Origin of the sequence: Leifsonia sp. RAF41, from assembly GCF_052114085.1 — a bacterium.
Taxonomy (GTDB): domain Bacteria; phylum Actinomycetota; class Actinomycetes; order Actinomycetales; family Microbacteriaceae; genus Leifsonia.
Genome location: NZ_JBFREB010000001.1, coordinates 3,038,442 through 3,056,295, shown reverse-complemented (window position 1 = coordinate 3,056,295; position 17,854 = coordinate 3,038,442). Strand labels below are relative to the sequence as shown.

Below are 17,854 nucleotides of genomic sequence, written 5' to 3'. Positions count from 1 at the left end.
TGCGCTACCCGATCAGCGACGGCCGCAGGTCGCGGAGCGTGCGGAAGTGCGTCATCCGCGTGACCCCGATCCCCGCGATGAGCAGCGCGATCAGCATCCACAGAGCGAGCACACCCGCGTCCGCCCACGCCGTCGCGGGGTTGCCTCCGTACATGACCTGACGGATGCCGTCCACCGCGTATGACATCGGCAGCGCATGGTGGAGCGCGGCGAGCGGTCCGGGGAGGGTCTGCCACGGGAATGTCCCGCCCGCGGTGACCAGCTGCAGCACCATGAGCACGAGGCCGAGGAACTGCCCGACGCTCCCGAGCCAGACGTTGAGGGCGAGGATGATCGCCGCGAACGTGACCGAGGCGAGCCCCATCATCCCGTACATCCCGACCGGATTGTCGATACGGAAGCCGAGGGCTCCGGCGACGATCGCGAACAGACCGATCATCTGGATGGCGCCCAGCAGGCCCGGAGTGAGCCAGCCGGCCAGGGTGATTTTCACCGGGGAGTGGAGCGCTGTGATCGCACGCCGCGACACAGGCTTCACGATCAGGAACAGGGCATAGATGCCGATCCAGCCCGCCAGTGCCACGAAGAACGGGGCGAGGCCGGCGCCGTAGGTTCCGGCGGATGTGATCGAGTCGTTCTTCAGGTTCACCGGGTCGGCGATCGTCGAGGACTGCTTCGCCTGCAGAGCAGGCGAGTTGTCCGGGATGCGGTCGACGCCCGCCTTCAGGCCGTCGCGCAGCTGCGCGGTACCGTCGTGCAGAGTGGTGAGCCCGTCGCGCAGTTGTGCCGCACCGCCTGCTGCCGTCGACGCACCGGACGCCAGTTGAGAGGCTCCCGAGGCCGCCTGCTGCGAGCCGGACGCGACCTGGGATGCGCCTCCCGCCACCTGGTCCGCCCCGGACGCCAGCTGGTTGATCTGGCCGACCGCTCCCTGGATCTGCTCGTTGCCGGACTGCACCTTCGTGTCGAGGTCGCCGAGTACCGCGGTCACCTGATCCAGCTGCGCCTGGGTCGCGCCGGCGGCGGCGAGACGCTGCAGCAGGTCCTGCCGCGCCGCGGGGGCCGCGGCAGCGATCTGCGCCGCCGCGGTTCCGGCATCGTTGGCCTTCGCTGCGAGCTGGTGGTTCCCCGCGGCCACCTGAGCGGCACCGTCGCTGACCTGTTGCGCGCCGGACGCCAGCTCACCGAGTTTGCCTGCAAGCTCCTGCGAGCCCGAGGCGAGTTGCGACGTCCCGTCGGCCAGCTGCGAGGCACCGGACTGCGCACTGGCGCTGCCGTCCACGAGCTTGTTCGCGCCGTCCACTGCCGTGACCAGACTCGAGCGGATGTCGGCGAGCCCGATGAGGAACTGCTTGGCCGCCTGCTCGTTCACCTGCTTCACGATCGACGTGCGGATCTTCTCGGCCGCCTGGGTGCCGATCGTCGAGGCCAGGTAGCTGTTCGTGTCGTTCGTCGTCAAGGTCACCACCGCGCGATGCGGGCTGGAACCCGACGCCGACGCGAGTGCGGAGGAGAAGTCTTTCGGGAAGGTGATGCTGAAGTCGTACTTCGAGTCGTCGACGCCGCTCGCAGCAGAACCCTGCGCCACGCGGTGCCACTGGAACGAGCCGTCCGCGATCAGCTGGTCGGCGACGTCGCTTCCGTAGTTCACCGTCTTGCCGTCCACCGTGGTGCCGCTGTCGTCCACGACGATGGCCGCAGGGATGCGGTCGAGGTTGGCGTACGGGTTCTGGTTCGCCCACAAGTAGAGGCCGCCGTACAGCACCGGCACGCACATCAGCGCGATGAGCGCCACGATGGACATGGGGCTGGCGGTCAGGCGGCGGAACTCCGCCGCGATCATCTGCGGGATCTTCATCACTTCTCCACAATCAGGTCCGGGAGATCGTCGGTGTCGTCCCGGCCGGGGTCTTCGTCAAAGGTCTGGGGTTCCGTCTCATCCATTCGGGAGACGAGGGAGGCGGCGGCGATGGCGGCTGCCGAGGCGTCGCCCGCGACGACGAGCACCGCGATGCCGCGTCCGGCGAGTTCGCGCGCGAAACGCCACCACTCCACGGGGTCGCCGCCGTGCCGGTCGGGCGAGACGAGAACGAGGGCATCAACGCCCTTCCGCAGCAGCGCCAGCTCGGCGAGGAGGCGGATGCGGACGGTCGGGGGTACGGTTCCGATCGACTGCCGTGCCCACTCGGACGCACCGAGGTCGCGCAGGCAGCGGCCGACCGCGACGGGATGCGACGCACGGCCGGCGAACATCAGCTCCTCCGCCACGATGCCCGAGACGGTCACGTCCGCGGCCGGCTCGGAGACGTCGGGGGCATCGATGAGGGCGATGCGGCGCCGCATCGCGGCGTAGTCGGCGGCGCCGTCGATCGTGACGGTGCCCGCGTCGGGCCGCATCCGTCCCGAGGCGATCAGCCCGAGGACGGTCGGGCGCTGTTCGGTCTCGGCTCGGGCGAGCGACGCCCGCCCGGTCTCGAACACGGCGGAGGTCGGCGGCAGGGCGGCGCCTTTCTCGACCTGCTCCAGCACGACCTTCATCGCTGTCCTCCGTTGTTCTGGTCCACGGTCTCCGCGCTGAATGCGAGCTCGGGGGTGGATGCGATCAGCTCGCCGGCCTCGCGCCACCCCATCCCGGCGGCCCCCACCCCGGCGAGCATGACCAGCCGATGTCCTGCCTCCGGAGTGAGCCCTGCGCGCGTGGCTTCGTCGAGCACCGACACGGCGGCGTTCTCGATGAGCCGGGTGACCGTCTCACTGTCGAGGTCGGTGCGGATCCGGCCGGAATCCATCCCGCGCCGCACCGTTGCGCGCAGTCGCTCGCGCGCGGGATCGAGTGCGGTTCCGACCATGGCGCGGTGCGGTCCGCGCACGGCGAGCGCGGCGCTCACGCGGATGTGCTCCACCTCGGCCCACAGGGTGGCGCCGAAGAGTGCGATCTCGACGAGCGGATCGGGATTGGACACCGGGTCGAGCAGGGCCGCGAGGCGCCGGGCGCCGCGGGTGAACACCTCGATGAGGAGCTCGTCGCGCGTGGCGAAGTGGCCGTACACGGCGCGCCGGCTCAGGCCGGCGCGGGCGGCGATCGTCTCGAGGGAGGCGTCGATGTCCTCGTTCAGTGCGACTGCCGCCGCGCCGAGGATCGCCTCGCGGTTGGCGGCCGCGTCGCGGCGCGGAGCACGGGCGGAGGAGGGGGTGGGCATGACCCCAGTGTACGCCCTTCTTGCACACTCGTGTGCAACTTAACCACCCACTCTCGGCAGATGCTCGATACGGGGCCCGAAACGCCGTCGCGATAGGATCGAGTGCGACGGTCGTCCGCGTGGCGCCGCAGCGTTCCATCCACCGAGAGGACTCCAACGTGCCCGCGATCGTGATCATCGGCGCCCAGTGGGGCGACGAAGGCAAAGGCAAAGCGACCGACGTCCTGGGTAGTCGCATCGACTACGTCGTGAAGTTCAACGGCGGCAACAACGCAGGCCACACGGTGGTCATCGGCGACGAGAAGTATGCGTTGCACCTGCTGCCGTCGGGCATCCTCACCGAGGGCGTCACCCCGGTCATCGCGAACGGCGTCGTCGTCGACATCGAGGTGCTGTTCGAAGAGCTGGATGCGCTCATCGCGCGGGGCGTAGACGTCTCGCGCCTCCGGGTGAGCTCCAACGCGCACGTCATCACGTCGTACCACCGCACGATCGACAAGGTGACCGAACGCTTCCTCGGCAAGCGTCAGATCGGCACCACCGGCCGCGGCATCGGCCCCGCCTACGCCGACAAGATCAACCGGGTCGGCATCCGCATCCAGGACCTTTTCGACGAGAACATCCTGCGCCAGAAGGTCGAGGGCGCTCTCGACCAGAAGAACCACCTCCTGGCCAAGGTCTACAACCGTCGCACCATCTCCGTCGACGAGGTCGTCGAGCAGCTGCTGGAGCACGCCGAGCGGCTGCGGCCCATGGTCGTCGACAGCTCGCTGCTGCTCAACCAGGCACTGGAGGAGGGCAAGTATGTGCTCTTCGAGGGCGGACAGGCGACCATGCTGGATGTGGACCACGGCACGTACCCGTTCGTCACCTCCTCCAACTCCACCGCCGGTGGCGCGGCGACCGGCTCGGGCATCGGGCCGAACCGTATCGACCGCGTGATCGGCATCGTCAAGGCGTACACGACCCGCGTCGGCGCCGGCCCGTTCCCGACCGAGCTGTTCGACGAGTGGGGCGAGTTCCTCCGCGAGCGCGGCTTCGAGTTCGGCACGACCACCGGCCGCCCGCGCCGTACCGGCTGGTACGACTCCCCGGTCGCCCGCTACACGGCCCGCGTCAACGGCGTCACCGACTTCGTCCTCACCAAGCTGGACACGCTCACCGGCATCGAGAGCATCCCGGTCGCCGTCGCCTACGACGTCGACGGGGTGCGCCACGACGAGGTCCCGGCCTCGCAGAGCGACTTCCACCACGCCAAGCCCATCTACCAGGAGTTCCCCGGCTGGACCGAGGACATCAGCGGCGCCCGCAACTTCGAGGACCTGCCCAAGAACGCGCAGGACTATGTCCTCGCCCTCGAGAAGCTCTCCGGCGCACGCATCTCCGCGATCGGTGTCGGCCCCGCCCGCGATCAGATCGTGGTGCGCCACGACCTGATCGACTGAGTCAGGCTGCCGGAACCCGGGAGGCGATCCTGCGGTCGAGGGCGCTCAGCTCGTCGATGATCGCGGTGACCGCCCAGACCTTGTTCCGGGTCCGGTTGGTGATGGCGTGGATGATGCCCGCCTTCTCCAGGCGGTCGAGCGCATCGTAGACGGTCGAGGGTGGACGGCGGATGCGGTCCTCCGCCGAATCCGCGTCGAACACCGGGTGGTGACTGAGCCCGTCCAGAAGGGCGGCGACCGCACTGCCCGCGCGCGGCGCCACCTGCTCCCACCACTCGGACGGGAGGTGCTGGATCGCGCGGACCGACACGAGTGACTCCTCCGACGCGATCTGCGTCGCTCGCGCGAGCTCGGCGACGATCGGCGCGGCCTGTCCGCGCCGGTACTGCGTCAGCAGTCCGAAATAGCGGGCCCGGTCGGCCGCGAGTGCCGACGCGACGGGAGGGGTCGAGGTGGCGGTCAGTCCGCGGCGGCGGTAGATAGCGCCGATGAGCGCTCGGCCGATGCGCCCGTTCCCGTCAGTGAACGGATGGATGGATTCGAACTGCGCGTGGGCGATCGCGGCCTGGGCGATGACCGGTACGTCGTCCCGGTTCGCGTAGCGAAGGAGATCCTCGAGGAGGGCGTCGATCCGCTCTGGAACCGGCGGCACATGGACGGCGTCGATCGGGGAGAAGTCGCTTCCGCCGATCCAGTTCTGCATATCGCGTATTCGGCCTGCGTAGGGGCCGTCTGCGGGGTCATCGGCCATGAGCGCACGGTGGGCGGCGAGAAGCGATTCCTTGGTTATGGTCCCCGTTCCGGCGTCGTCGGTCATGCGGGTGATCGCTTGGGCAGCCGAAACCATTGACGTGGCACTCGCGTTGGCGCGGCCGCCTGCCAGCGCACGCGCGAAATCCTCCGTCGACGCCTCGATGTGCTCGATCTTGGAGGATGCGATCGACTCGGTGCGGATGAGAAATGCCGAAATCGCCCCGGCGCCGGGGCGTGAGTCCGCATCCAACTCCGCCAAGGCTCGGACGGCTCGCTCCTGAGCTACCTGGGCGCCGGGGTCGCTGGGGAGGTCGAGGTTCGCGATGAAGGGCGGGACGGTCGCATCGACCGAGGCAAGCGTTCGGTCCGCCCGAGTGCCACGGCCACTGCGGGACCGCCATGGCACATTCTCCACAGTGTGGGGTGGCCAATCCTGGACAGCTGGCATGCGCCACCCCCATCCGGAATAGTAGGTCCTTGATCCGATTCTATGCCCGGAAACCGGAATAACTCGTAGTTATTCCGGTTTAGGGGACCAAAACCGGAATACTGGGGCGCTATTCCGGTACGTTCGTCAGAACCAGGTGCTGAGGCGCGGGGGGACCGCCGTGCGGAACAGGCGGTCGAGCGCATCCACGTCGCCCTGGATCCGCCCGGCGAGGGCCAGATTGCGGGCGATGTCGTGACCGAGGTAGACGCTTCCGAGGGCGTTGACGGGCAGCGTCACATCCGGTGCGTCGTCGGTCGGAGCGACCTCCGCTTGGCCGCCTCGCACTGTCAGGCGGAATCGTCCCGACGCGAAGCCGAGGTCGTCCGCGACATCGAGAACCACCGAGCCGTCGCGCTCGTAGGTCCGCGCCTGCACAGCGGCCGGGACGTCGAGGACGCGCACCCACAGGTGGTCTTCGAGGTCGGTCACGCGGGCGCCGCGGATGTCGTTCACCAGTGCCTGGACAGGCTCGTCGATGCCGCGCGTCCAGATCTTGACGGTGGCGACGAGGTCCAGCTCGAGCAGGAAGCGCCAGAGGGCCCGGTGTGCTGCCGGGGTGGCAGCCGCCAGGTGGCGGACCTCGACGGTGTGCCGGGTGAAGTCGTCATCGCCCTTGAGCACGTAGGAGACGAAGCCCTCAGGATCCCCCGAGTCGGAGTCGTAACGGACCAGGCGCACCTTGTCCGCCTCCGGGTCGGCCTTGAGCGGGCCAATGAGTCGCTTAGCCAGGTACGGCTCCAAGCCGATTTCGCCGTGGCGGCCGGCCATCACGCGGTCGAGCACTTTCGCGCCGATCTCGCCGTACTCGTCCGCTTCGGCGAACGACAGGCGGCCCGGCGTCTCACCGCCGATCCAGCGCACGCGCTTGGTGTCGACCGACCATGCCGTGGACCAGGTGGCCGGGCCGAAACCCCAGCGGCCGTAGATGACTGATTCGGAGACGGTCAGGATCGCGAGCGGGAGGCCGAGCGCGTGTGCTGTGCGGAGTTCGCCACCGAGCAGCGCACGTGCGACGCCCCGGCGGCGGTGCGTGGGGGCGACGGTCACCGAGCTGATTGCCCACGCATCCACTCGCGCCCCGCCCGGGACGGTGAGCGGGGCGGGCCACGCATTGACCGTGCCGACCGGCTCGCGGCTCGGGCCTGCGTCGTCGTAGACGGCCGTATTGCGCCGGGCGGCGAAGTTCTCGCGTGCCCCCTCCAGGACCTCTGCGGAGGGTTGCCGGTCATGGAAGCCGCGGAAGTCGGCGCGGATCCACCCGTCGAGGGCGTCCGCGTCGGCGGCATCCACGAGGGCGTAGCGCAACCCGGCTTCCGACAGGTCGCGGGCGGAAGTCTCGTCGAGGGAGATCGTGCGGTAGTCCATCCCCTCACCGTATCGGCAGCCCCCGTCCGGCGGCAGAGAGGGACGACACTGCGCGGCGGAGCCGTCCAGGTCTGAGGCGCCGGTCGGCTAGCGTTGATCGCATGAAGGTGCGCGGACTCATCCAGACCAGCCAGACGCGTGAGCTCACGGCGGAGGCGGACGACGCCGAGTCGGCGCGCGCACTCATCGAGGAGCAGGTGCCGGACGGCTTCGAGCTTCTCCAGGTGCACAACGCCATGCCGCGCGGCGGCCGGGTGATCGCGAAGGCGATCATCCGCGAGTCGGCCATCGACGAGATCGAGGCCGACGGCCCCGACTACGCCTCCGCTCGCGACGCCCTCCGCGCTCGGGTCCCAGCCAACCACCGCCTCCTGACCATCGTCGTCGACTAACCCCCGCTCGGCGGCTACGGGAGGGGGAAGGGTTGCGCCGATGCCTGCTCGAGGAGTGGCCAGAGGCGCGCGCCCTGGCGCGGCGAGCGGGTCGCGCGCGTTGCGGGGGTGAGGGTGGGGGCGCCCTTGGTCCAGAGAGCGGGGCCGAGGTAGGAGCCGCCCGGGATCGAGGCGTCGAGCACGGCGCGGACCGGGACGTGTGCGCCGTCGTCCTTGCCCTGCGTCCACGCGGCCTGCAGGTTGTCCGCGAAGCGCTTCAGCCGGGACGGATGGTTGACCCCGCGGATGCCGGGCGTTCGGCCCGAGGTCGAGTAACCGGGATGCACGACCACGCTCTGCACACCGGATCCGGCCGCCCGCAGACGACGGTCGAGCTCGAACCCGAACACCTGCGCCGCGATCTTCGACCCGGAGTACGCCCGCCACGACGTGTACCCGCGCTCCAGCTGCAGGTCGTCCAGCCGAAGACGGCCGAGGCGGCTGGCGAGCGATCCGAGCGTGACGATCCTGGCCCCGTCCGTCCGCTCCAGAGCAGGCAGCGCCCGGGCGACCAGGCGGAAGTGGCCGAGCACGTTGGTCGAGAGCACCAGCTCGTTGCCCTCGTCGTCGGTCCGCCGTTCTCGTGGCGGGTGGACGATCCCGGCGTTCAGCACCAGCGCATCCACCCGGTCGCGACCGAGCAGCGCATCCGCCGCCGCGTCGATCGACCGTCGGTCGGTCACATCCAGCGGCATCGCCTCGACGCTCGCCCCGCGTACCCGGCGGCGGATGGCCGACACGGCGGCCTCTGCGCGTTCCGGATCGCGGCACCCGAGCACGACGTGAGCGCCCGCCCGGGCGAGCTGCTCCGCGGTGAAGTAGCCGACCCCGGCGTTCGCGCCCGTGATGACGATCGTCCGGCCATGGGCGTCCGGCAGCTCGGCGGCATCCCAGCCCATCCGGTCACTTGCCGTTCTCGACGGCGATGCGCTCGTGGTGGTGGATGACCTCGGCGACGATGAACGTCAGGAACTTCTCGGCGAAGGCCGGGTCGAGGTGGCTTTCCTCGGCCAGGGCCCGCAGTCGCTGAATCTGCTCCTTCTCACGTTCCGGATCCGCCGGCGGGAGGCCGTGCTCGGCCTTCAGAGCACCCACCTGCTGCGTGAACTTGAACCGCTCCGCGAGCATGTGGATGACCGCGGCGTCGATGTTGTCGATGCTCTGACGGATGCTGTGTAGCTGCTCGAGCGCAGCTTCCACGTCGCTGTTCTGGGGCATGCTCCGACCCTACTGGGTCACAGGCTGGGGGATGGCTCGGCGAGCACCCGGGTGAGCACCGGCCGCGTGGCGCGCACCGCGACCCAGACGAGGAGCATCCCGGCCGCCAGGCAACCCACGACGGTGAGGAGGGTGAGGGGCGACGTCAGAAGGCTCATCCCGGTCAGCGGGAACATGACGACCGCCGCCGTCACCGCGGAGCCGATCGCCGTGATCCGCAACGGTGAGAGCACCGCACGGCTGCGCGCGGCGTTCATCTCGGAGACCGGTACCCCGATCCGGTCGAGGCTGACGTAGAGGTCGCGTCTGTCGAGGATCGCGGCGGCCTGGTTCACGCCGGCGGAGCAGGCCACCATCAGGAAGGAGGCGGCGATCGTGATGATCACACCGGTTCGGACGTCTCCGACGAGGAGCCGTGCTTGCGCACCGGCCGAGTCGCCGGCGTCGCCCGCGACCGAGATGGCGACCCCTGCGAAGACCGCGGTGAAGCTCGTCATCGCGACGCCCGAGACTTGGCGCCAAGCGGCCTTCGGCGACTCCAGGACGGCGCGGGCGGACAGCAGCCGCCGGAGCGTACGCGCGCGACGCGCCTGCCCCGACGCGACGAGCCGCAGAACCCAAGGCCCGACGAGGTTCAGCACGGCGATGCTGCCGCCGAAACCGACGGCCAGGACTCCCACGATGACACCGATCCCGGCCGAGTCCGGCAGCACGCTGAAGACCGCGACGACGATCGCGATCATCCCGATGGTGATCACCACCCGGACCCAGTGGATGCGCGGTGCGCTCTCCCGCATCCGGACTCCGAGTGGCGACAGGATGACCCCGCGCAGTCCGACGACGGCGCTGATGGCGGCGAGGAGCCCGATACCCGCCACGGCAGAGGCGGTCCATCCGGCACCGAGGAAAACCGACATCCCGAGCGGGTGGCCGCGGAAGGGGATCAGAGCGATCAGGGGCGACACCGCCAGGTTCACGATCACACCGGCGATGGCGCCGACCAGTGCCAGCAGCGTCGACTCGATGACGGTGAGAGCGGTCACGAGCCGCGGTGTGCCGCCGAGGAGACGCAGGCTCGCGAGCCGGTCGTCACGTCGCCGCGCGGACAGACGGGCCGCCGATCCCCCGAGCGCGGCGAGCGGGACGAGGAGGAGCGACAGGGCGACCACCGCGAGCGCCTGGTAGACGCCGGCCATGTCGTCCGTCCACACGAAGAACGCTTGGGCGCCGCCGGCGACGATGAGCAGCAGGCTGGTCACGACCGCGAACGCGACAACGGGGAGCACAACGGTCGACCGCGCTGAGGCACTGCGGCGGGCGAACAGCCACGCCAGGCGCAGGGTGGTCATCGTGCGCTCACCCCATCCACGATCTCCCCGTTGACGATCCGGCCGTCCGCGAGGCGCAGGATGCGGGAGCAGCGGGCCGCGACGCTCTCGTCGTGCGTGACGACGACGAGGGAACGCCCGCGCTCCGTCGTTGAGAGGATGAGCGCATCCATCACCTCGGCGGAGGTCGCCGAGTCGAGGGCGCCGGTCGGCTCGTCGGCGAAGACGACCGCGGCTCCGGTCGTCTGGGCGCGGGCGATGGCCACCCGCTGCGCCTGGCCGCCGGAGAGCTGGCCGATGCGCCGCGACTCGAAGCCGGCGAGCCCGAGTGCGGTCAGCCACATCGCCGCGGTCTGCTCGGCCGCCCGCCGGTCGATCCCGTTCAACATCAGCGGCAGCGCGACGTTCTCGACGGCCGTGAGTTCCGGCAGGAGCAGCCCCTGCTGGAAGACGAAGCCGAACGACTCCCGGCGGAGTCGCGACCGGCCCGCCTCGTCGAGCCCGATGACGTCCACCCGCCCCTGGGATGTGTTCAGCACGACGGAACCGCTGTCAGGCACGACGATGCCCGCCAGACAGTGGAGGAGCGTCGTCTTGCCCGAGCCCGACGCCCCCATGATCGCGACCGACTCACCGCGGTCGACGCGGAAGTCGACGCCGGCGAGAGCGACGGAGGGGCCGTAGGCCTTGGTGAGCCGGGTGGCCTCGAGGGCCGTAGGCGACTGGGTTGTCAGTGTCATGCCTCCAGCGTGGCCGCGGGGTCGTGGCGCCGGCATCGGTCCGAAGGCGCATCCCGGGCGGCGGACGTCATCCGATGGATGTGGTCCGGCGGTACGACCGGCTCAGCCGGTGGCGACGCGCCCGACCTTCTCCGTCTTGTCCCACTTCGCCTCGGCTCCCGCGAGCTCCTTGAGGTACGAGTCGAACGTGATCGCGCAGAGCAGCGATCCGTAGCCGGCCAGGTAGATCAGGGTGGGCGACAGCCAGCGGCCGGCCCGGGTCTTCTCCGCCTTGCGCGCGAGCCACGCGAAGACCATCGAGAACGGGATCCAGATGTAGATGGCGAGGGTCAGCGCGAACAGCGTCGGGCCGTTGAGGGTCACCCCGAAGAGCCCCGGCAGCCAGACCAGCGTCACCGGTGGGAACAACGCCGTGATCATCACGATCATGTTGATGATCCCCGGGAAGAGCAGCACATGGCCCAACTCGTGTCTCGTCGTCTTCCCGTCGGTCTGAGAGCCGAGGATGAGCACGAAGAGGTAGGCGAGCGCGGCCGAGATCCACAGCACCCGGAAGACACCGGTCGCGACCTGGTTCTGCAGGAAGAGCAGGCCCGCGAGCCCGATCGACGACATGATCATGATCAGCGGCAGCAGCCACAAGCTGAACCACACGATCCCGAAGCTGAATCCGCCCAGGTTGTGCGTGCGCGACGGCCGGAACCAGACCTTGGAGTAGCGCGCGGTGACGGACACGTTCCCGCGTGCCCAGCGCAGCCGCTGCTTCCACAGGCCGTCGATCGCGCGCGGCTCCTCGGCGAGCACGTGGGCGTGCGGCTCGAACACGACCTTCCGACCCTGGAGCTGCGTCTCGAAGGTGGTGATCGTGTCCTCGGCGAGCGTCGTCGTGTCGATGCGTCCGCCGATGGCGAGCAGGTTCTCGCGGCTGTGCAGCTGTGCGCCGCCCGCCAGGCAGGCCTGGGCGCCGAGCACGTTCTGCGCGCGCCGGGCGGCGGGCTGCGAGAGCACGTACTCGGTGCTGATGAACTTGGTGAGGTAGTTGCGGTCGGCGCTGCCCTCGCGGATGTACGCCGACACCGCACCCACCTCCGGGTCGGCCAGGTGGCGGGTCATCCGGCGGAGCGACGTCGGTGTGTAGATGACGTCGGCGTCCATGATGAGGAGCGCCTCCATCCAGTCGTCTTCGAGGATCTTCGTGATGCCGTGGTTGAGCGTGTGCGCCTTGCCCTGTCCGCCCTGGTCGCGGCGCAGGAGGTGGACGTTGCCCGGGTACTGCGCGGCGCGGTCGCGGACCACGACGGGGGTGTCGTCGGTGCTCGCGTCGTCGACCACGTAGATGCGCAGAGCCTCGCGCGGGTAGTCGAGCTTCATCAGCCGGTCGATGGATGCGCCGATCACGGCGCCCTCGTTCCAGGCGGGCACGACGATGGCGACGCGGGGGAGGTACGGTGCCGCCTTCTTGTAGTGGTTGAGCCAGGCGTGGAACGGGATGACTACGAAGGTGGCGGCCGCCGCGACCACCGGGAGGAGCCCGGAGAGCGCCAGGATCAGGCACACGACGACGCCGATCCATTGCAGCACGGTGAGTACGTCCACCCCCAGCACCTCCCTGTTCTACCCTGCACCCTACCGCGGGGATGCACGCCGCGAGATGACGACAGGAACGGGAGGTTCGCAGAGCTGCCTAGCCCTCCCCATTCCGCGGCTTCTATGCTCGCGGCGACACGGGAGCGAACGATGGATGAGCAGCAAAGCAGGGAAACCCGCTGGCGGTTCGAGCGCTGGTTCGAGGTCGAGGTCGTCAGACCCATGGCCGATTTCGAGAACCCGCGCCAGGAATGGCGGCGCTTGGTCTCCGAGGTCTACGGCACCTTCCTCCTGGTGATCGTCGCCGCAGGAGGCGGGATGATGAGCCAGGCGTTTCCTGGCGTGATCAGCCGTAGCGCCGCCGTCGTGGCCCCCGGGCTCATGGTGATGGGAATCATCCTCTTCATGGGAAAGATCTCCGGCGCGCATCTGAACCCCGCGGTCACGCTCGCGTTCTCGCTCCGCGGCGACTTCCCGTGGCGGCGCGTCCCCGCCTACATCGTCGCCCAGCTGGCGGGGGCGACGGCGGCTGCACTGCTGCTGCAGCCTCTGATCGGGGTGTCTGCCTCGTACGGGTCGAACTATCCCGCAGACGGGTTCACCGCGTTTCAGGCGTTCCTCATGGAGGCGCTGCTCACCCTGGGACTGGTCAGCGTCATCCTGGGCACCGCCTCGGGCGCACAGAACCTGGGGGTGATCGGCGCCATCGGCGTAGGCGGCTACATCGCGCTCGCCGGACTGTGGGGCAGCCCCATCTCGGGCACGTCGATGAACCCCGCCCGGACGTTCGGTCCAGACCTCGCCTCGCTAGATTTCAGGGACTACTGGGTTTACTTGGCCGGACCGCTCGCCGGCGCTGCCGTCGCCGTCATCCTCGCGTTCGTGTTGCGCGGTTACGGTGGCGGTCGCAGCGGATCCGCCGCGGCCCAAGGCGACCTCGACACGGAGGTGGGACGCCCCGGCCAGGCCTGAGACCGTCCCAGCGGGGCGGGCCGTGCCAACCGACGGTTCCGCTGCGCGGAGGGTTACCGCCGCTGCGTGGGCAGGGTCCCGCCCGCCGCGAGCCGCATGAGGTCGGAACCGAGGTCGATGCCCAGCTCGTTGCCGCCGGCCGAGCCGAACTCGTGCTGGTAGCTGTCCCAGGAGGCGTCCGTGATCTTCGCTTCGACCTCGGACTCCATCAGTACGACCAGTTCGCGGGCGGCGCGGTCGATCCGCTTGGTGAGCGCCTTGTCCTGCCAGTCCTCGGTGGCGGCGAAGACCGACGTGGGCGTGGTCATCGTGCGGAGGAAGGCGAAGAGGGAACGCATCTCGCCGTCGACCACCAGGGCGTGGCGGGCGGTCCCGGCGGTCGCGCCGAGCACCACCGGCTTCGCGATCAGGAGGTCGTTGTCGAGCACCTGGAAGAACGAGGTGAACAGCCCGCTCGGGCCGGCCTTGTAGACCGGCGCCGTCGCGATGATGCCGTCCGCCGACTTCAGCGCCTCGATCGCCTTCGTGAACTTCGGGCCCAGGTGACCGGAGGCGAGGGCCGCGCCCAGCTCGGGCAGGAGTTCGCGGAGGTCGAGGTTGAGCGTCTCGACCGTGCGGCCGTCGCGCTGGGCGGCCGCCTCGACCCGGAGGGCGAGCCGGTCGGCGAGCATCTTGGTGGACGACGGGTCGCTGACGCCCGCGTTCACCACCACGACGCGGAACGGTCGCTGCGAGGTGTCAGTCATGATCTGTCCTTCTTCCTGGGCTCCGTCAGAGTGACGGGTAGCTCGCCTGGAACTGCTCCTCGGTGTCCTGGTACGGGGATGCGCCGGTGACGTTGTCCCCGCGGTTCGCGTTCGGCCGCGGCTGGCGCGGGGCGGAGTCGCCGTACTTGTCGAGGACCAGCGACTCGTGCGTCGGCGCGTCGGGGGTCTCCGGGTCCTTGCGGGCCTCGGTCTCCTTGCGCAGCACCGGGACGACGTACTCGCCGAGCAGGTCGAGCTGCTCGAGCACCGTCTTCAGCGGCAGGCCGGCGTGGTCCATCAGGAACAGCTGGCGCTGGTAGTCGCCGGCCCACTCGCGGAAGCCGAGCGTCTTGTCGATGACTTCCTGGGGGCTCCCCACGGTCAGCGGGGTCGCGTCGGTGAACTCCTCCATCGTCGGGCCGTTGCCGTAGACGGGGGCCTCGTTGAAGTAGGGGCGGAACTGGTCCTTGGCGTCCTGCGAGTTCTTCGCGATGAAGGCCTGGCCGCCGAGTCCCACGATCGCCTGCTTGGCGGTTCCGTGGCCGTAGTGCTCGAAGCGCTCGCGGTAGAACGCGATCAGCCGCTGGTAGTGATCCTTCGGCCAGAAGATGTTGTTCGCGAAGAAGCCGTTGCCGTAGAAGGCGGCCTGCTCGGCGATCTCCGGCGTGCGGATGCTGGCGTGCCAGACGAACGGCGGTACGTCATCGAGCGGGCGCGGCGTGGAGGTGAAGCCCTGCAGCGGGGTGCGGAAGCGTCCCTCGAAGTCGACGACGTCCTCGCGCCACAGGCGGTGCAGGAGGTTGTAGTTCTCCAGTGCGAGCGGCAGGCTCTGGCGGATGTCCTGGCCGAACCACGGGTACACCGGGCCGGTGTTGCCGCGGCCGACCATGAGGTCCATGCGGCCCTTGGAGAGGTGCTGCAGCATCGCGTACTCCTCCGCGATGCGCACCGGGTCGTTCGTGGTGATCAACGTGGTGGAGGTGGTCACGGTGAGCGTCTTGGTCAGGGCCGCGATGTGCGAGAGCAGGGTGCTGGGGGACGACGAGAAGAACGGCGGGTTGTGGTGCTCGCCGATCGCGAAGACATCCAGTCCCACCTCCTCGGCGTGGGTGGCGATTTTCACGATCGCTTCGATGCGCTCCGCCTCACTCGGCGTCTCCCCGGAGACCGGGTCGCGGGTGATGTCGCTGACGGAGAAGATTCCGTACTGCATGACTGGCTCCTCTTGTTGTTCTCGCCGTTTCTATGCAAATGCATACAACGCGAAGACGCAGGAAGTATTCCCGCCTCCTATGATCCACTGCGCGTCCGATTCCCGCGTGCCCGAGTCGGTGGCAACCGATAGCGTCAAGGGGTGAAGGTTGCACTGCAGTTCGCCGCTATGGGGCTCGTCTGGGGCGCCAGCTTCCTGTTCATGAAGGTCGCCCTCGAGGGGGTCAGCTTCGGGCAGGTGGCGTGGGCGCGCCTCGTCTTCGGCGCGGTCACCCTCGGCATCATCGCGCTGGTGATGCGTGCGAAGCTCCCGCGCGAGCCGATCGTGTGGCTGCATTTCACCGTCGTCGCCATCACCTACTGCGTCATCCCGTTCCTCTTGTTCGCCTGGGCGGAGCAGTACGTCTCGTCGAGCCTGGCCAGCATCTACAACGCCGTCACGCCGATCACCACGGCGATCCTCGTGACCGTGGCGTTCCGTGTCGAGAAGCTCAACCGCGACCATGTGCTGGGCGTGCTGGTCGGCATCATCGGCGTGGTCGTCGTCGTCGGGCCGTGGGCGGTGGATGCGCTCGCCGGCAGCTTGTGGGGCCAGCTCGCGTGCCTCGGCGCTGTTACGTGCTATGGATTCAGCTTCGGTTACATCCGCCGTTTCATCAGCCCGCGGGCGGTATCCGCGACCACGAGCGCGCTCCTCAACATCGGCATCGCAGCCGTGATCATGCTGCTCCTCACGCCGATCATCGCCTGGCATCCGGTCGACTTCAGCTGGCCGGTGCTGCTGTCGCTGCTGGCGCTCGGCGCGCTCGGCACGGGCGTCGTCTACATCTGGAACATGAACGTGCTGCGCGCCTGGGGCCCGACCGCGACGTCCGGCGTCACCTACATCACGCCGGTGGTGGGAGTGGCGCTCGGCATCCTCGTCCTCGGCGAGCATCTGACCTGGAACGAGCCGGTCGGCGCGGTGGTCGTGCTGGCGGGCATCCTCCTCACGCAGCAGCGTGTGCGCCTGTTCACCCGCCGGCAGGCCGAACTCGCCGTGACGGAGGCGGCTTCGCGCTAGCCGCCGTCGCGCGTGTGGCCTCCCCGCGGTGAAGGAGATTCGGCCGTGCTGCGTGCGAATCTCCTGCGTCAGTGCCAATCGAAGGAGATGCGAGCGCCCTCCTCCTTCGTCGCGAGCGGCCGGAACGCGGCGCTGGGCCGTCGCGGCATCCCTCAGTGCGTGTGCGCGGTGAGGAAGTCGATCGTCGCCGTGAGCGCGTGCCGCGCCTCGGGGAAATGCAGATGGAACTGGTACTCGTGCGGCAACTCCGGTTCGTGCGTGGCCGGCCAGAACAGCTCCGTCACATCGACACCCTTGCCTCTCAGGGCTGCGGACATCGGGATGGATTCGGTCCAGGTGAGGCCGTCCCCGTTGCCGCCCGAGATGTAGGTGGGCGGGAAGTCGGCCGTGACGTGCTGGATGGTCGACATGGTGTTGCCCACGTAGGTTTGCGACCACTCCTTGGTGCCGGTGTAGGACCACAGCGCGGTCTTGAAACCCCAGGCGGCGATGCCGGTCAGATCGGCGAGAGCGTCGAGATCGTAGACGCCGCAGTTGAGGATGACGCCGGAGAGCTGTGACGCCTCGAGGGCGGGAGCGATCCCCAGGAGGTGGGAGTACTCCGGGTTGGTGGTCAGCGTAGCCAGCTGGCTCGCGAGCTGCGCGCCGGCGGAGTCGCCCGCAAGGACGATCTGCGTCCGATCGATGCCGAGCGCCGCGGCGTTCGCGTCGAGGTAGGCGAGCGCGTCGTTGAGTTGATGCACCGCGGTCGGATAGGTCGCCTCCGGGCCGACCGTGTAGTTCAGGCCGACCGTGGCGTAGCCGTGGCTCGCAAGGATCCGTAGGTACGGATCGACATCGGCGGCGGCCCCTGAGATCCAGGCGCCGCCATGGATCCAGACGACTGTCGGCAAGGGCGCATCCGCAGTATCCGGACGGAACACGTCGAGGGTGGTGTCGGGTGAGTCGGGCGCGTAGCGGATGCCGGTCTTCGCCGCGATCCCGGACGTGGGTACGTACGGCTTCATCTCGGCGACCGTATCCGCCGCGCCTTTCTCGAAGACGCTTCGGATGACGAGCGCGGACGGCCAGGGTGACGACGAGACGAGGCTCGCGACAATCAGGACGCAGACCAGCACGATCGCGCAACCGTAGAGGATGCGGCGGGTGCGGCGAGAGATGGGCTGGCGGGGGAGCTCGTCGGTGCGGGCGCGCGTCACGCTTTCACCGTAGCGGCCGCCGACAGCTCCTCAGTTTTTCGACCGGGCGACGGCGTGTCGATTCGAAGAACTGAGGAACTGTCGGCTGGGCGCGGAGGGCGCTGC

The 17,854-nt window shown here is 69.2% G+C and carries 17 protein-coding genes; 4 read left to right on the top strand and 13 right to left on the bottom strand.

The annotated features are described in order from the left end of the window. Positions 1-4: 4 nt before the first annotated feature. The 3 genes from AB4Y74_RS14840 to AB4Y74_RS14830 are packed head-to-tail and all read right to left on the bottom strand — an operon-like array spanning position 5 to position 3,200. Positions 5-1,858: a YhgE/Pip family protein gene (locus AB4Y74_RS14840; protein ID WP_441799828.1), complete on the bottom strand. Its 1,854-nt coding sequence runs from the start codon at positions 1,856-1,858 to the stop codon at positions 5-7. Then, positions 1,858-2,538: a hypothetical protein gene (locus AB4Y74_RS14835; protein ID WP_441799827.1), complete on the bottom strand. Its 681-nt coding sequence runs from the start codon at positions 2,536-2,538 to the stop codon at positions 1,858-1,860. Before AB4Y74_RS14835 ends, AB4Y74_RS14840 begins: the two co-directional genes overlap by 1 nt. Continuing rightward, the gene (locus tag AB4Y74_RS14830; RefSeq protein WP_441799826.1) at positions 2,535-3,200 is read right to left on the bottom strand and encodes a TetR/AcrR family transcriptional regulator; all 666 of its coding nucleotides are present in this window, start codon (positions 3,198-3,200) and stop codon (positions 2,535-2,537) included. The genes AB4Y74_RS14835 and AB4Y74_RS14830 overlap by 4 nt, the downstream gene beginning before the upstream one ends. Positions 3,201-3,358: 158 nt before the next feature. On the opposite strand from AB4Y74_RS14830, the gene AB4Y74_RS14825 reads away from it, so the two are divergent. Next, positions 3,359-4,645 carry an adenylosuccinate synthase gene (locus AB4Y74_RS14825; RefSeq protein ID WP_441799825.1) on the top strand — a complete coding sequence of 429 codons (1,287 nt, stop codon included), beginning with the start codon at positions 3,359-3,361 and terminating at the stop codon, positions 4,643-4,645. Position 4,646: 1 nt separating this feature from the next. Here the strand turns inward: AB4Y74_RS14825 and AB4Y74_RS14820 are convergent, their stop codons facing one another. Continuing rightward, complete coding sequence (locus tag AB4Y74_RS14820; RefSeq protein WP_441799824.1) at positions 4,647-5,804, bottom strand: Fic family protein; 1,158 nt, start codon at positions 5,802-5,804, stop codon at positions 4,647-4,649. Between the two features lie 168 nt (positions 5,805-5,972). Next, the gene (locus tag AB4Y74_RS14815; protein WP_441799823.1) at positions 5,973-7,253 is read right to left on the bottom strand and encodes a GNAT family N-acetyltransferase; all 1,281 of its coding nucleotides are present in this window, start codon (positions 7,251-7,253) and stop codon (positions 5,973-5,975) included. A 101-nt stretch (positions 7,254-7,354) separates the two neighbouring features. Between AB4Y74_RS14815 and AB4Y74_RS14810 the strand changes: the two genes are divergently transcribed. Further along, entirely contained in the window at positions 7,355-7,645 is a 291-nt protein-coding gene (locus AB4Y74_RS14810) for a hypothetical protein (RefSeq protein ID WP_441799822.1), read from the top strand. A 14-nt stretch (positions 7,646-7,659) separates the two neighbouring features. On the opposite strand, the gene AB4Y74_RS14805 is transcribed toward AB4Y74_RS14810, so the two are convergent. The 5 genes from AB4Y74_RS14805 to AB4Y74_RS14785 form a co-directional block, all read right to left on the bottom strand. After that, positions 7,660-8,583 carry an SDR family NAD(P)-dependent oxidoreductase gene (locus tag AB4Y74_RS14805; RefSeq protein ID WP_441799821.1) on the bottom strand — a complete coding sequence of 308 codons (924 nt, stop codon included), beginning with the start codon at positions 8,581-8,583 and terminating at the stop codon, positions 7,660-7,662. 4 nt (positions 8,584-8,587) lie between these two features. Next, positions 8,588-8,902, bottom strand: a complete 315-nt coding sequence (locus AB4Y74_RS14800) for a chorismate mutase (protein ID WP_441788872.1) — start codon at positions 8,900-8,902, stop codon at positions 8,588-8,590. 17 nt (positions 8,903-8,919) lie between these two features. After that, a complete protein-coding gene (locus tag AB4Y74_RS14795; protein ID WP_441799820.1) occupies positions 8,920-10,251 on the bottom strand; it encodes a permease in 1,332 nt (443 codons plus the stop codon). Next, the gene (locus AB4Y74_RS14790; RefSeq protein WP_441799819.1) at positions 10,248-10,970 is read right to left on the bottom strand and encodes an ABC transporter ATP-binding protein; all 723 of its coding nucleotides are present in this window, start codon (positions 10,968-10,970) and stop codon (positions 10,248-10,250) included. Before AB4Y74_RS14790 ends, AB4Y74_RS14795 begins: the two co-directional genes overlap by 4 nt. Before the next feature lie 102 nt (positions 10,971-11,072). After that, positions 11,073-12,551 carry a glycosyltransferase gene (locus AB4Y74_RS14785; protein WP_441800461.1) on the bottom strand — a complete coding sequence of 493 codons (1,479 nt, stop codon included), beginning with the start codon at positions 12,549-12,551 and terminating at the stop codon, positions 11,073-11,075. A gap of 156 nt (positions 12,552-12,707) precedes the next feature. Here AB4Y74_RS14785 and AB4Y74_RS14780 point away from each other — a divergent pair, with 156 nt between their 5' ends. Continuing rightward, a complete protein-coding gene (locus AB4Y74_RS14780; RefSeq protein WP_441799818.1) occupies positions 12,708-13,529 on the top strand; it encodes an MIP/aquaporin family protein in 822 nt (273 codons plus the stop codon). Positions 13,530-13,582: 53 nt separating this feature from the next. Here AB4Y74_RS14780 and AB4Y74_RS14775 read toward each other — a convergent pair whose 3' ends face one another. Both AB4Y74_RS14775 and AB4Y74_RS14770 read right to left on the bottom strand, forming a co-directional pair. Continuing rightward, entirely contained in the window at positions 13,583-14,275 is a 693-nt protein-coding gene (locus AB4Y74_RS14775) for a CE1759 family FMN reductase (RefSeq protein ID WP_441799817.1), read from the bottom strand. A 25-nt stretch (positions 14,276-14,300) separates the two neighbouring features. Then, positions 14,301-15,488 (bottom strand): CE1758 family FMN-dependent luciferase-like monooxygenase, encoded by a 1,188-nt coding sequence (locus tag AB4Y74_RS14770; RefSeq protein WP_441799816.1) that lies wholly within the window; start codon positions 15,486-15,488, stop codon positions 14,301-14,303. Between the two features lie 141 nt (positions 15,489-15,629). Here AB4Y74_RS14770 and AB4Y74_RS14765 point away from each other — a divergent pair, with 141 nt between their 5' ends. Beyond that, positions 15,630-16,550, top strand: a complete 921-nt coding sequence (locus AB4Y74_RS14765; protein ID WP_441799815.1) for a DMT family transporter — start codon at positions 15,630-15,632, stop codon at positions 16,548-16,550. Positions 16,551-16,702: 152 nt separating this feature from the next. On the opposite strand, the gene AB4Y74_RS14760 is transcribed toward AB4Y74_RS14765, so the two are convergent. Further along, positions 16,703-17,749: an alpha/beta hydrolase gene (locus AB4Y74_RS14760; protein WP_441799814.1), complete on the bottom strand. Its 1,047-nt coding sequence runs from the start codon at positions 17,747-17,749 to the stop codon at positions 16,703-16,705. Positions 17,750-17,854: the final 105 nt, after the last annotated feature.